The sequence below is a fragment of the Cupriavidus yeoncheonensis genome (assembly GCF_905397275.1).
GTDB lineage: Bacteria > Pseudomonadota > Gammaproteobacteria > Burkholderiales > Burkholderiaceae > Cupriavidus > Cupriavidus yeoncheonensis.
The window spans coordinates 258,416-271,774 of the sequence record NZ_CAJPUY010000006.1; the positions used below are offsets into that span (position 1 = coordinate 258,416).

Sequence of the window (13,359 nt, forward strand, 5' to 3'; positions counted from 1 at the left end):
GCGCGCCGCGGTTCAGATGACCTTGGCCCGGGTCAGGTCGTGGATGTGCAGCGCGCCCACCAGGCGCCCGTCATGGTCGACCACCAGCAACTGGTTGATGCGGTTGGCTTCCATGACCTGCACGGCTTCGACGGCGAGCTGGTCTTCATGGACCACGTGCGGGTTCCGGTGCATCACGTCGCCGATCGGCACGGTCCTCCAGTCGCGCGGCGTTTCCAGCAGGCGGCGCAGGTCGCCGTCGGTGAACACGCCAATGGCAACGCCGTCCGGGTCGACCACCGCGGTCATGGCCATGCCCTTGCGCGTGATTTCCATCAGGGCCTGGGCCAGCGGCGTGTTCTCGCGGACTTCAGGCACGGCATTGCCGCTGCGCATGACGTCGCGCACGTGGGTCAGCAGCTTGCGCCCGAGCGCGCCGCCCGGGTGCGAGCGGGCAAAGTCTTCTTCACCGAAGCCGCGCGCATCGAGCACCGCCACCGCCAGCGCGTCGCCAAGCGCCAGCGCCGCGGTGGTGCTGGCCGTCGGCGCCAGGTTCAGCGGGCAGGCTTCCTTTTCGACGCCGGCATCCAGATGGGCGTCGGCCAGCTTGGCAAGGTTCGATTCCGGGTTGCCGGTGATCGAGATCAGGCGGGCGCCGATGCGCTTGACGATCGGGACGATCGACAGCAGCTCGCCGGTCTCGCCGGAATTGGAGAAGGCGATCAGCACGTCGTCGCGCGTGACCATGCCGAGGTCGCCGTGGCTGGCCTCGGCCGGGTGCACGAAGAAGGCCGGGGTGCCGGTGGAGGCCAGCGTGGCGGCCATCTTGCGGCCGATATGGCCCGACTTGCCGATGCCCGACACCACGACGCGTCCGCTGCACTGGAGGACGAGCTGCACGGCGTGCGCAAAGTCGGCGGTCAGGCGCCCGGAAAGCGCGGCGACCGCGTCGGCTTCAATCTGGAGGGTACTGCGGGCGAGCCTGAGTGCTCGATCCGCATCGAAATTGGCTATCATGGCGACGAAGTATACCAACGAATGCGGCGACGCCCGGGCCGTCCCGGCGAGCGCCGCGCTTGCCGTGTTCCGCCGGCAGGGCGCCCGGGGCACAGCCGGCCAGCCCTGTCGGTTCATCCTGAGCGTCTTGATGCATTCTCCGCTGGAACTGACCCTGGTGCTGCTGGCTGCCGCCGTATTCGGCGTGGTCGCGTTCCGCATGCTGCAGCTGCCGCCCATCCTCGGTTATCTGGCGGTCGGCATCCTGATCGGCCCGCATGCGCTGGGCCTCGCCAGCGACACGGCCCAGACCAAGTACCTGGCCGAGTTCGGCGTGGTTTTCCTGATGTTCTCGATCGGCCTGGAGTTCAGCCTCAGCAAGCTGCGCGCCATGAAACGGCTCGTGTTCGGGCTGGGCGGCTCCCAGGTGGTGCTGTCGATGCTGGCCGTGGTGCCGGCGAGCTGGATGTTCAACTGGCTGTTTCCCTTGTCGTGGCAGGCGTCGGTGGCGCTCGGCGGGGCCCTGGCCATGTCGTCCACGGCCATCGTCTCGAAGATGCTGTCCGAGCGCGTGGAGCTGGAAAGCGAGCACGGCCGCAACATCATCAGCGTGCTGCTGTTCCAGGACCTGGCCGTGGTGCCGCTGCTGATTGTGATCCCGGCGCTGTCGCGCGACCCGGGCGACCTGATGGCGGCGCTGGGCATGGCCACGGCCAAGATCGCCGTGGCACTGGGCGTGATCTTCTTCCTCGGCCAGCGCTTGATGAGCCGCTGGTTCCACGTGGTGGCGGCGCGGCGCTCGCAGGAACTGTTCATGCTGAACCTGCTGCTGGTCACGCTCGGCATGGCCGCGCTGACCGAGCGGCTGGGGCTGTCGATGGCGCTGGGCGCGTTCATGGCCGGCATGCTGATCTCGGAAACGCCTTACCGGCACCAGGTGGAAGAGGACATCAAGCCCTTCCGCGATGTGCTGCTCGGGCTGTTCTTCGTCACCATCGGCATGCTGCTCAATATCCAGGTGGTGCTGGAGCACGCATGGCTGGTGCTGGTGCTGCTGGCGGTACCGATCCTGTTCAAGCTGGTGCTGATCGCCGTGCTGGCAAGACTATTCGGCTCGCGCCAGGGGGTGGCGATCCGTACCGGCCTGGGGCTGGCGCAGGCCGGCGAGTTCGGCTTCGTGCTGCTCAACCAGATCGACGGGCTGAACCTCGTGGACCCGGTGCTGATCCAGGTGATCCTGGCGTCGATGCTGCTGTCGATGCTGGCCGCGCCGTTCCTGATCCAGTACAGCGACGCCATCGTGCTGCGCTTTGCCGCGAACGAATGGCTGATGCAGTCGCTGAACATGACCCGCATCGCCGCGCAAAGCCTGCAGACGGAAAAGCACGCCATCATCTGCGGCTTTGGGCGCAGTGGCCAGAACCTGGCCCATATGCTCGAGAGGGAGGGCATCACCTACGTGGCCCTCGACCTCGACCCGGATCGCGTGCGCGAAGCCGCGGCGGCCGGCGATACCGTGGTCTATGGCGATGCCGGCCGGCGCGAGGCGCTGATCGCCGCGGGCATCCACCGCGCCGCAGCGATCGTCGTGACGTACGCCAACACGCCGTCCGCGCTCAAGGTGCTGCACCATGTGCAGGAACTGGCGCCGGCGCTGCCGGTGATCGTGCGCACCGTGGACGATTCGGAACTCGACACGCTGCAGAAGGCCGGCGCCACCGAGGTGGTGCCGGAGATCATCGAGGGCAGCCTGATGCTCGCCTCGCATGCGCTGGTGCTGCTCGGGGTGCCCATGCGGCACGTGCTGCGCGGCGTGCAGGAAGCGCGCGACGCACGCTACAGCCTGCTGCGCGGCTACTTCCACGGCCGCGACGATGAGGAAGACATGGTCGAGCGCGACACGGTGCGCCTGCATTCGGTGTCGCTCGGGCCGGCCGCCACGTCGGTCGGCCGGCGCATCGGCGCGCTGGGGCTGGAGCGGATCGGGGCCGAGGTCACGGTCGTGCGCCGCCGGGGCATCCGCGCCTTTGATCCGGAGCCCGACACGATTCTCGAAGCGGGCGATATTGTCGTGCTGCGCGGCACGCCGGAGGCGCTTGAGGCGGCGGAGGCGCGAATCCTCAGCGACTGAGTGGGTTCCGGGGAGGCCGGCGCGCGTCTAATGAGCCGCTCCGACCGGCGCCTCCACCCATGAAGGCGGCAGGCTGTCGAGCACCGAGCGCGCGTCCAGCGAGCCGATCGGGACGCCGGTATCGGCCGGAATGCGTCCCTTGCCTTGCAGCATCAGGTAGCGCAGGCAGCACACGCGCAGGAATGACGAGAAATTGCCGGCCACGGCTTCATCGCCGCGGTGCGCGGTGAGTTCGTCGTGCAGCCGGGTGATGAGCTGGTTGACGGTCATGCCGTCGCGCTGCGCCAGCTCGTCAAGCACTTCCCAGAAAAGGTTCTCGAGCCGGATGCTGGTGGCGACGCCATGCAGCCGCAGCGATCGCGCCTGGCACTCGTAGGACTGCGGGTTGGCGCGGATGAAGATCTCACACATCGTAACTCCCGTGCTGGCGGCGCCTGCCAGGGCCGGCTGCGCCGCGTTCGGAAGCCTCTAATGTACGATCCGCGTCCCCAGCACGGCAAGGAACTGGGCCAGCCACGCGGGATGTGCGGGCCACGCCGGCGCCGTCACGAGATTGCCGTCGGTGTGGGCCTGGTCGACGGGGATATCCGCATACTTGCCGCCGGCCAGCTTCACTTCCGGCGCGCAGGCGGGGTAGGCGGAGCAGGTGCGCCCTTCCAGCACGCCGGCGGCGGCCAGCAACTGGGCGCCGTGGCAGACCGCCGCAATGGGTTTGCTGGCGCCGGCGAAGTGCTGCACGATCTCCAGCACGCGCGCGTTCAGGCGCAGGTATTCCGGGGCGCGCCCGCCGGGGATGACCAGGGCGTCATAGGCGGCCGGGTCGATCTCGGCAAAGGTCGCATTGAGCGTGAAGTTGTGGCCGCGCTTCTCGGTGTAGGTCTGGTCGCCTTCGAAATCGTGGATGGCGGTGGCGCAACTGTCGCCGGCCTTCTTGTCCGGACATGCCGCGTGCACGGTGTGGCCCACCATCTGCAGCGCCTGGAACGGGACCATCGTTTCATAGTCTTCGGCAAAGTCGCCCACCAGCATCAGAATCTTTTTTGCCATCGCGGTCTCCTGTATGGTTACGGGTGTTCGGCCGGCCCTGTCGGGCCCGGCACGGCACCGGCAGGGCCATTTTGCGTGCGGCCCGCGCGGACCGGGTGGTAACCCGTTACCACGGCCGCTGCCGGGCTGCCGGGGCCGGCGTTTCCGGCGCGCCCGTGGCGCAACCTACATTTCACCATTTCCATGGCAGATTCCATCATCCAGTCCCCCGACCTCGGCGACGTCACAGGCTACCTGCGCGACCGCATCCGTACCGTGCCGGACTGGCCATTGCCCGGCGTGCAGTTCCGCGACATCACGCCGCTGCTGCAGAACCCCAAGACCCTGCGCGTGCTGATCGATGTCTTCGTGCACCGCTACATGGATGCGCAGCTCGACCTGGTTGCGGGCATCGACGCGCGCGGCTTCATCCTGGGTGCCATCGTCGCGTATGAACTGAACCTTGGCTTTGTGCCGATCCGCAAGAAAGGCAAGCTGCCGTTCCAGACCGTGGCCGAGGAATACGAGCTCGAATACGGCAGCGCCACGGTCGAGATCCACGCCGATGCCTGCAAGCCGGGCGACCGCGTGCTGCTGGTCGACGACCTGATCGCGACCGGCGGCACCATGATGGCCGGGCGCAAGCTGCTGGAGCGGCTGGGCGCCACGGTAGTGGAGGGCGCCGCGATCGTCGACCTGCCCGAACTGGGCGGCTCGCGCCTGCTGCAGAACGGCGGGCTGCCGCTGTTCACGGTGTGCCGGTTCGACGGCCATTGACATGACCACGCGCTGACGCGCCAGCCGCCCGATCCATTCCGACGGAGACCCCATGCCCGACTTGCTGCTGTTCCTGGTGACCTCGATCGCCATCACCCTCGCCCCCGGGCCGGACAACCTGCAGGTGCTGGCGCGCGGCATGGCGCAGGGCCGGCGCGCGGGCGTGGTGGCCGCGCTCGGGTTTGCGGTTGGCTGCCTGTTCCACACGATGGTCGCCGCGGTCGGGCTGGCGGCGGTCCTGCGTTCGTCGCCGCTGGCGTTCCAGCTGATCAAGTATGCGGGGGCCGCCTACCTGATCTGGATCGGCATCCAGGCGCTGCGCGCGAAGGGCGGGCTCGCGCAGGGGGCCGACGTGGCCGCGGTGCCGCTTCGCAAGGTGTTCCGGCAGAGCGTGCTGGGCAATATGATGAACCCGAAGGTCACGCTGTTTTTCCTCGTGTTCCTGCCGCAGTTCGTGCATGCGGACGCCGCGCACCCGGCGCTGCAGTTCGTGCTGCTGGGCCTGGTGTTCATGCTTCAGACCGCCGTGGTGTTCTCGCTGTTCGGCCTGTGCGCGGGCTGGCTCGGCGCATGGCTGCGCCAGCGTCCGGCCACGGGACGCTGGCTTGACCGCGCGGCCGGCGCGATCTTCGTCGGCCTTGGCATCAAGGTCGCGCTGCCCTGAGCCGACGCTTTATCGATACATCCGGCGTGCGCCGGATGCGTGCGCCTCACGCCCCATGGCGTTGCCCCGGTCCCGTGACGCGCGCATAATGAGCCCTTGACAACAACATGATGACCGGGCGGAGCCTCCGAGCCGTAGCCGACACCGGTCACACAGGGGCGCACGATGGGCGTACTTCTGCATCTTCTTTCCGGCGTGGCCCTGCTTGTCTGGGGCACGAACATCGTCAAGGTCGGGATCCTGCGCGTCTACGGCGCCAATCTCCGGCACGTACTCTCGACCAGCGTCGCCAACCGCTTCACCGCCTTCGTGGCCGGGCTGGGCGTCACCGGTCTCGTCCAGAGCAGCAACGCCACCGCCGTCATCGTCAGTTCCTTCGTGGGCCAGGGCCTGATCGCCGTGGCGCCGGCGCTGGCCATCATGCTCGGCGCCAACGTGGGCACCGCGATCATGGTGCAGATCTTCTCGCTGGACCTGTCGTGGCTGTCGCCGCTGCTGATCTTCGTCGGCGTGATCCTCCACCTGTCGTGGAAAGGCAGCAAGCCTGGCCACGTGGGCCGCGTGCTGATCGGCCTGGGACTGATCACGCTGGCGCTCGAACTGATCTCGATCGCCACGCGCCCCATGGTGCAGGCCGCGGGCGTCAAGGTCCTGTTCGGCACGCTGACCGGCGACGCGGCGCTGGACATGCTGATCGGCGCGTTCCTGACCATCCTGTGCTATTCGAGCCTGGCGGTGGTGCTGTTCTGCGGCGCACTGGCCTCGGCCGGCGTGGTGTCGATCCCCGTGGCGCTCGCGCTCGTGCTCGGCGCCAACCTCGGGTCCGGCATTTCGGCGCTGCTGACCACGTCGGGCAACAACCAGCCCGGCAAGCGTGTCACGCTCGGCAATCTGCTGTCGCGACTGCTGGGCTGCCTGGTGGCGTTGCCGTTCCTGAGCGAGGCCGAAAGCCTGCTCGCACTGATCGACCATGATCCGCAGCGCCTGATCGTCAATTTCCACCTGTTGTTCAACGTGGCGCTGGCCGTCCTGCTGCTGGGCGCGACCGCGCCACTGGCCAGGCTGTGCGAAGCGATACTGCCCGGGCGCAACACCGGCGAAAGCCAGGTCACGCCGCGCCACCTTGATCCCGCGGCATTGCCCACGCCGACGCTCGCGCTGGCCAATGCCGCGCGCGAGGTGCTGCGCATCGGCGACCGCATCGAGCAGATGCTCGACAACATGCTGCGCGTGCTGCGCACCAACGACGCCAAGCTGGCGGCCGCCACCTGCCGCATCGACAACGAGGTGGACGATCTCTACACCGCCATCAAGCTCTACCTGACCCGCATCAGCCTGGAAGCGCTGGACGAGCGCGACGGGCAGCGCTGGACGGAAATCATCTCGCTGACGATCAACCTGGAACACGCGGGCGACATCATCGAGCGCGTGCTGATCGACGCGAAGGAAAAGAAGATCGCCCACAACCTGATGTTCTCCGAAGCGGGCATGCAGGAAATCGCCGAGATGCACGCGCGGCTCGTGGCCAACCTGCGGATCGGCCTGTCGGTGTTCCTCAACGGCGATCTCAAGAGCGCCCAGACGCTGATGGCCGAGAAAGCCAACTTCCGCGAACTCGAGCAGAAATACGCACGCACCCACCTGCAGCGCGTGGCCGTGCAGACGGCGGAAAGCGTGGAAACCAGTTCGCTGCACCTTGACGTGATCAGCGAACTCAAGCGCCTGAACTCGCTGTTCTGCGCCACGGCTTACCCGGTGCTCGAGCAGGCGGGCGTGCTGAACCGCAGCCGCATGAAGGAAGACGATGCGCCGGGCGCGCCGCCGATGCAACAGCTGAGCACCGCGGCGCGGCAGTAAGCTACAGCTTGTAGCCGATCTTGCGCAGCAGCTCGCGCCGCTCGCGGATATCCGAATCCGTCTCGATGCCCAGCGGCGATGCGCCATCCACCACGCCCAGCACGGCCCGCCCGCCATCGGTCTGCGCGATGACGATTTCGGTCGGGTTTGCCGTCGCGCAGAAGATCCGGCAGACCTCCGGCACCGCACGCACGGCGCCAAGCACATTGACCGGGAAGAACCCGTCGCCCAGGAAGATAAAGAAGGAGTGCCCCGCGCCGATCGTGCGCGCGTTCTCGCAGGCCAGGTCGATCAGCGCCTCGTCGTTGCCCGACCAGCGCACCAGCCGCTTGCCCGAAGCCTCGCAGAACGCCAGCCCGAAGCGGATGCCGGGCACGGTGCCCACCAGCGCCTCATGCAGGTCTTCCACCGTCTTGATGAAGTGCGACTGGCCGAAGATGAAGTTGGTCGCTTCCGGCTTGGTCACCGGTACCGACAGGAGTTCCATGGCGGGCCTCCAAGCGTTGGCGGGAACGGCCATCGTGGCCGACCCCGCCGTTCATGGTAGGCCTTGCGGCACCGAATGCAAGCCGGTGCCGCTGCCTGGAGCGGCTCAGGCCCGCTTGAGCAATGGCGCCAGATACTTGCCCGTAAAGCTCGCCTTGCTCTTCGCCACGTCCTCCGGCGTGCCGCGCGCAATCACCTGCCCGCCGCCGGCGCCGCCTTCGGGGCCCATGTCGATCAGCCAGTCCGCGGTCTTGATCACGTCCAGGTTGTGCTCGATGATCACCACGGTATTGCCCTGGTCGCGCAGCTTGTGGATGACCTTGAGCAGCAGCTCGATATCGTGGAAGTGCAGGCCCGTGGTGGGCTCGTCGAGGATATAGAGCGTGCGGCCGGTGTCGCGCTTGGACAGCTCCAGCGACAGCTTCACGCGCTGCGCTTCGCCGCCCGACAGCGTGGTGGCCGACTGGCCCAGGCGGATATAGCCGAGGCCCACGTCGAGCAGCGTCTGCAGCTTGCGGCGCACGACCGGCACCGCGCTGAAGAACTCGACCGACTGCTCGACCGTCAGCTCCAGCACCTCGGAGATGTTCTTGCCCTTGTACTGGACTTCCAGCGTCTCGCGGTTGTAGCGCTTGCCGTGGCACACGTCGCACGGCACGTAGACGTCGGGCAGGAAGTGCATCTCGACCTTGAGCACGCCGTCGCCCTGGCAGGATTCGCAGCGGCCGCCCTTGACGTTGAACGAGAAGCGGCCCGGATCGTAGCCGCGTTCCTTGGCCGACGGCACGCCGGCGAACAGTTCGCGGATCGGCGTGAACAGGCCCGTGTACGTGGCCGGGTTCGAACGCGGCGTGCGCCCGATCGGGCTCTGGTCGACGTTGATGACCTTGTCGAAATGCTCCAGCCCCTCGATGCGGTCATGCTGCGCCGGTTCCGCCGTGGAACCGTACAGGTGGCGCGCCACCGCGTGGTAGAGCGTGTCGTTGATCAGCGTGGACTTGCCCGAGCCCGACACGCCCGTGATGCAGGTCAGCAGCCCGACCGGAACCTCCGCCGTGACGTTGCGCAGGTTGTTGCCGCTGGCGTTGACGATGCGCAGCAGGCGTTCGTCGTCAGGCGCCGCACGCTTGCCCGGGACTTCGATGCGCCGCTGGCCGGACAGGTACTGCCCCGTCAGCGACGCGGGCGAGTCCTCGATCTGGCGCGGCGTGCCCTCGGCCACGATCATGCCGCCGTGCACGCCGGCACCCGGGCCGATGTCCACGACGTAGTCGCTCGCGCGGATCATGTCCTCGTCATGCTCGACCACCAGCACCGAATTGCCGATGTCGCGCAGATGCTTGAGCGTGCCGATCAGGCGGTCGTTGTCGCGCTGGTGCAGGCCGATCGACGGCTCGTCGAGCACGTACATCACGCCGGTCAGGCCCGAACCGATCTGCGAGGCCAGGCGGATGCGCTGCGCTTCGCCGCCCGACAGCGTGTCGGCGCTGCGCTCCAGCGACAGGTAGTCGAGCCCCACGTTGTTCAGGAAGTTCAGCCGCGCGGTGATTTCCTTGATGATCTTGTCACCGATCTCGCGCTTGGCGCCATGCATGTCGAGCGTGAGGAAGTAGGTCAGCGTATCGCGCAGCGGCCAGCCGTTGATCTCGAAGATGGCGCGCGCCTGCTCGCCTTCGCCGACCTTGACGTGCCGCGCCTCGGTGCGCAGGCGCGTGCCATGGCAGACCGGGCAGGGCTGGTTGTTCTGGTACTTGGCCAGTTCCTCGCGCACGGCCACCGAATCGGTCTCGCGGTAGCGGCGCTCGAGGTTGGGAATGATCCCTTCGAACACGTGCGCGCGCACCGTGGTGCGGCCGCGTTCGTTCATATAGGTGAACGGGATCTCCTCTTCGCCCGAGCCGTGCAGCACCACCTGCTGCACATTGGCCGGCAGCTCTTCGAACGCGGTCTCCGTGTCGAAGTCGTAGTAGGCCGCCAGGCTCTGCAGCATCTGGAAGTAGAACTGGTTGCGCCGGTCCCAGCCCTTGATCGCGCCGGAGGCCAGCGACAGGTTCGGGAAGGCTACCACGCGCTTCGGGTCGAAGAACGTGATCTGGCCCAGGCCGTCGCAGCTCGGGCAGGCGCCCATCGGGTTGTTGAACGAGAACAGGCGCGGTTCGAGTTCCTGCAGCGAGTACGAGCAGATCGGGCACGCGAAGCGCGAGCTGAACATGTGCACCTTGCCGGTGTCGAGTTCCAGCGCGAGGGCGCGGCCGTCGGCCAGGCGCAGCGCGGTCTCGAACGATTCGGCCAGGCGCTGCTTGATGTCCGGGCGCACCTTGACGCGGTCCACCACGACTTCGATGGTGTGCTTCTCCGTCTTCTTCAGCTTGGGCAGCGCATCGACCTCATAGACCCTGGCCTCGGCTTCATGCGTGGTGCCGCCGCCCGAGCGGATGCGAAAGCGCACGAAGCCCTGCGCCTGCATGGTGTCGAACAGGTCGGAGTGCTCGCCCTTGCGGTCGGCCACGACCGGCGCCAGGATCATCAGCTTGGTGTCTTCGGGCAGCGCCAGCGCGGCGTCCACCATCTGCGCCACGCTCTGCGCCTGCAGCGGCAGGTTGTGGTCGGGGCAGTAGGGCGTGCCGGCACGCGCGTACAGCAGGCGCAGGTAGTCGTGGATCTCGGTCACCGTGCCGACCGTGGAGCGCGGGTTGTGGCTGGTGGCCTTCTGCTCGATCGAGATCGCCGGCGACAGGCCCTCGATCAGGTCCACGTCCGGTTTTTCCATCAGCTGGAGGAACTGGCGCGCGTAGGCGGACAGCGATTCTACGTACCGGCGCTGGCCTTCCGCGTACAGGGTATCGAACGCCAGCGACGACTTGCCCGAGCCGGACAGGCCGGTGATCACGATCAGCCGGTTGCGCGGCAGGTCGAGATTGATGTTCTTCAGGTTGTGGGTGCGGGCCCCACGGATCTTGATTTCTTCCATATGCCGAAAAGGCCCAAAAGTCGTCGCCGGGCAGGCCGCCAGTCGGCGCCGTGCGCATGGACAGGTCGGTCTAACGGAAATCCCAAACTGCAATGTAGGTGCTTCATGCCCCATTCCGAGGCGGTGCCGCGCGTGGTCCGGTCGCCGCGATCTGCCGGCGAATGCATGCGCCGACGGTCACCCGGCGCGGCCGGGTGACCCGGAAAGCGCGGAGAAGCAAACCTGTTAATATACCGAACTTCGGTTTCCCGGGTTGCCTGCGCAAGGCGCGCACCACTGAGAACCGGGCCGAATGCCGCGCTTGCCTGGTCGCCCGGGATGGCAACTTCTGCCCCGGATGCCGATCGAAACAGCCATTGCCGCCAGCGCCGGCAACCAGCGTGACCCATTCCCACGATCGCCATGTCGCCGATCCCGTCTTCTTCCCCAGATGCCGCCGTTGCCGGCGATTCCAAGACCGTGCCCCAGCGCGAGCGCATGACGCGTACCGAGTTGCGTGCCAGCCTCTCGCTGGCGAGCATCTTCGCGCTGCGCATGCTGGGCCTGTTCCTGATCCTGCCGGTCTTCGCGGAGTACGCGCGCGGCCTGCCGGACGGCCATGACGCCCAGCGCGTCGGCCTGGCCATGGGCATCTACGGCCTGATGCAGGCTTTCCTGCACATCCCGCTCGGCTGGCTGTCGGACCGCATCGGCCGCAAGCCGGTCATGGTGGCCGGCCTGCTGCTGTTCGTGGCCGGCGGCCTGGTGGCCGCGTTTTCGCACACGCTGTCCGGCATCACCGTGGGCCGGGCGCTGCAGGGTACTGGCGCGATTTCCGCCGCGATCACGGCCTGCATCGCCGACCTGACGCGCGAACGCCACCGCACCAAGGCGATGGCCATGGTCGGCGGCAGCATCGGGCTGACCTTCGCGCTATCGCTGGTGATTGCCTCGCCGCTGCTGCATGCCATCGGCATGCCGGGCATCTTCGCGCTGATGTCGGTGCTGGGCGCGGTGGCGATCATCGTGACGCTGTTCGTGGTGCCGAGCCCGCCGCCGCCGCATCCGGTACGGCTGCCGTTCCGCCAGGTACTGCTCAATCCGGACCTCGTGCGCCTGAACGTCGGCGTGCTGGCGCTTCACGCGTCCCAGGTCGCCATGTTCATGGTGGTGCCCGCCATGCTGGCCGACGCGGGCATGCCGCTCGACCAGCACTGGAAGGTCTACCTGCCGGTGGTGCTGGTGTCCTTCGTGCTGATGCTCGGGCCGATGATGGCCGCGGAGCGCTATGGCCGCGTGCGGCCCGTGCTGCTGGGCGCCGTGGGCCTGATGACCGCGGTGCAACTGCTGTTCGCCGCCGTGCATGGCCTGTGGGCGATCGTCGTCGTCCTGCTGATGTTCTTTGTCGCTTTCAACGTGCTGGAGGCCATGCAGCCGTCGCTGGTCTCGCGCTACGCGGCCGCCTCGCGCGGTGCGGCGCTTGGCGTGTACAACACCACGCAGGCGCTCGGCCTGTTCCTTGGCGGCGTGGTGGGTGGCTGGCTGCTCAAGCACGAAGGCCGCAGCGCCGTGTTCGTCGGTTGCGCGGTGGTCCTGCTGGCCTGGCTTATAATCGCCTGGAGCATGAAGCCGCCGCCGGCCAGGGGACAGGCAAGTGCACCGGCGACCGCCTGACGCGGTGTCAGCCGCATCACTTTGCAACATTTCCTGGCCGAATATGGGCTAGCATGACCGCGCCTCCCGACTGTCTGGCCGGGGGCGCGTTGTTCGTTTACGCTGTCGCTTTTGCAGTCGTCGCAAGCCTCGCAATGACTGCGGGATCCTGGCAGTGGCCCCCGCGGTAGCCTCACCTGCAGCAATCCGATTCAACCTACATACTGAGCGTATGCCACGCTTTTCAGCACAGCGCGTGGCTTTTGGAGAACATTCACATGGCATCGGTCAACAAAGTCATTCTCGTCGGCAACCTGGGCGCGGACCCGGAAACCCGCTACATGCCCAGCGGCGACGCCGTGACCAACCTGCGCCTGGCGACCACTGACCGCTACAAGGACAAGCAGTCCGGCGAAATGAAGGAAGCCACCGAGTGGCACCGCATCTCGATGTTCGGCAAGCTGGCCGAAATCGCCGCCCAGTACCTCAAGAAGGGCTCGTCGGTCTATATCGAGGGCCGCATCCGCACCCGCAAGTGGCAGGACCAGAGCGGCCAGGACAAGTACAGCACCGAAATCGTCGCCGACCAGATGCAGATGCTGGGCGGACGTCAGGGCGCTGGTGGCGGCGGTGATGAAGGCGGCTTCGGCGGTGGTGGCGGCGGCGGTAGCTACGGCCGTGAAGCGTCGGGCGGCGCTGGCGGCGGCTACGGCGGCGGCCGCGCTCAGGGCGGCGGTGGCCAGGCTGGCGGCGGCCAGCAAGGCGGCGCGCGACGCCAGCAGCAGGCACCGTCGAACGGCTTCGAGGATATGGACGACGATATTCCGTTCTGATCCTGCG

General features: G+C 67.4%; 11 protein-coding genes. 6 read left to right on the top strand and 5 right to left on the bottom strand.

The window, feature by feature from the left end:
* Positions 1-12: 12 nt before the first annotated feature.
* Positions 13-996 carry a KpsF/GutQ family sugar-phosphate isomerase gene (locus tag KHO22_RS10695; RefSeq protein ID WP_211947103.1) on the bottom strand — a complete coding sequence of 328 codons (984 nt, stop codon included), beginning with the start codon at positions 994-996 and terminating at the stop codon, positions 13-15.
* A 130-nt stretch (positions 997-1,126) separates the two neighbouring features.
* Between KHO22_RS10695 and KHO22_RS10700 the strand changes: the two genes are divergently transcribed.
* Positions 1,127-3,106 (top strand): monovalent cation:proton antiporter family protein, encoded by a 1,980-nt coding sequence (locus tag KHO22_RS10700; RefSeq protein WP_211947153.1) that lies wholly within the window; start codon positions 1,127-1,129, stop codon positions 3,104-3,106.
* Positions 3,107-3,133: 27 nt separating this feature from the next.
* Here KHO22_RS10700 and KHO22_RS10705 read toward each other — a convergent pair whose 3' ends face one another.
* Together KHO22_RS10705 and KHO22_RS10710 are read right to left on the bottom strand one after the other, a co-directional pair.
* Positions 3,134-3,517, bottom strand: a complete 384-nt coding sequence (locus tag KHO22_RS10705; protein ID WP_211947104.1) for a ribbon-helix-helix domain-containing protein — start codon at positions 3,515-3,517, stop codon at positions 3,134-3,136.
* Between the two features lie 57 nt (positions 3,518-3,574).
* On the bottom strand, positions 3,575-4,153 hold the full coding sequence (locus KHO22_RS10710) for a DJ-1/PfpI family protein (RefSeq protein ID WP_211947105.1): 579 nt from the start codon (positions 4,151-4,153) through the stop codon (positions 3,575-3,577).
* A gap of 183 nt (positions 4,154-4,336) precedes the next feature.
* Here KHO22_RS10710 and KHO22_RS10715 point away from each other — a divergent pair, with 183 nt between their 5' ends.
* From KHO22_RS10715 to KHO22_RS10725, 3 genes are all read left to right on the top strand, one after another.
* A complete protein-coding gene (locus KHO22_RS10715; protein WP_211947106.1) occupies positions 4,337-4,909 on the top strand; it encodes an adenine phosphoribosyltransferase in 573 nt (190 codons plus the stop codon).
* Positions 4,910-4,961: 52 nt separating this feature from the next.
* The gene (locus KHO22_RS10720; protein WP_211947107.1) at positions 4,962-5,573 is read left to right on the top strand and encodes a LysE family translocator; all 612 of its coding nucleotides are present in this window, start codon (positions 4,962-4,964) and stop codon (positions 5,571-5,573) included.
* Positions 5,574-5,738: 165 nt separating this feature from the next.
* Positions 5,739-7,430, top strand: coding sequence for a Na/Pi cotransporter family protein (locus KHO22_RS10725; RefSeq protein ID WP_211947108.1), 1,692 nt, complete (start codon positions 5,739-5,741; stop codon positions 7,428-7,430).
* A 1-nt stretch (position 7,431) separates the two neighbouring features.
* On the opposite strand, the gene KHO22_RS10730 is transcribed toward KHO22_RS10725, so the two are convergent.
* Together KHO22_RS10730 and uvrA are read right to left on the bottom strand one after the other, a co-directional pair.
* A complete protein-coding gene (locus KHO22_RS10730; protein WP_211947109.1) occupies positions 7,432-7,917 on the bottom strand; it encodes an adenosine-specific kinase in 486 nt (161 codons plus the stop codon).
* Between the two features lie 105 nt (positions 7,918-8,022).
* A complete protein-coding gene (gene uvrA / locus KHO22_RS10735; RefSeq protein WP_211947110.1) occupies positions 8,023-10,887 on the bottom strand; it encodes an excinuclease ABC subunit UvrA in 2,865 nt (954 codons plus the stop codon).
* Between the two features lie 402 nt (positions 10,888-11,289).
* Between uvrA and KHO22_RS10740 the strand changes: the two genes are divergently transcribed.
* Positions 11,290-12,540 carry an MFS transporter gene (locus KHO22_RS10740; protein WP_211947111.1) on the top strand — a complete coding sequence of 417 codons (1,251 nt, stop codon included), beginning with the start codon at positions 11,290-11,292 and terminating at the stop codon, positions 12,538-12,540.
* 257 nt (positions 12,541-12,797) lie between these two features.
* Positions 12,798-13,352 carry a single-stranded DNA-binding protein gene (locus KHO22_RS10745; protein ID WP_211947112.1) on the top strand — a complete coding sequence of 185 codons (555 nt, stop codon included), beginning with the start codon at positions 12,798-12,800 and terminating at the stop codon, positions 13,350-13,352.
* Positions 13,353-13,359: the final 7 nt, after the last annotated feature.

Coding starts and splice junctions, on each gene's coding strand:
- KHO22_RS10695 (WP_211947103.1), bottom strand. CDS start 996: ATGATAGCCAATTTCGATGCGGATCGAGCACTCAGGCTCGCCCGCAGT.
- KHO22_RS10700 (WP_211947153.1), top strand. CDS start 1,127: ATGCATTCTCCGCTGGAACTGACCCTGGTGCTGCTGGCTGCCGCCGTA.
- KHO22_RS10705 (WP_211947104.1), bottom strand. CDS start 3,517: ATGTGTGAGATCTTCATCCGCGCCAACCCGCAGTCCTACGAGTGCCAG.
- KHO22_RS10710 (WP_211947105.1), bottom strand. CDS start 4,153: ATGGCAAAAAAGATTCTGATGCTGGTGGGCGACTTTGCCGAAGACTAT.
- KHO22_RS10715 (WP_211947106.1), top strand. CDS start 4,337: ATGGCAGATTCCATCATCCAGTCCCCCGACCTCGGCGACGTCACAGGC.
- KHO22_RS10720 (WP_211947107.1), top strand. CDS start 4,962: ATGCCCGACTTGCTGCTGTTCCTGGTGACCTCGATCGCCATCACCCTC.
- KHO22_RS10725 (WP_211947108.1), top strand. CDS start 5,739: ATGGGCGTACTTCTGCATCTTCTTTCCGGCGTGGCCCTGCTTGTCTGG.
- KHO22_RS10730 (WP_211947109.1), bottom strand. CDS start 7,917: ATGGAACTCCTGTCGGTACCGGTGACCAAGCCGGAAGCGACCAACTTC.
- uvrA (WP_211947110.1), bottom strand. CDS start 10,887: ATGGAAGAAATCAAGATCCGTGGGGCCCGCACCCACAACCTGAAGAAC.
- KHO22_RS10740 (WP_211947111.1), top strand. CDS start 11,290: ATGTCGCCGATCCCGTCTTCTTCCCCAGATGCCGCCGTTGCCGGCGAT.
- KHO22_RS10745 (WP_211947112.1), top strand. CDS start 12,798: ATGGCATCGGTCAACAAAGTCATTCTCGTCGGCAACCTGGGCGCGGAC.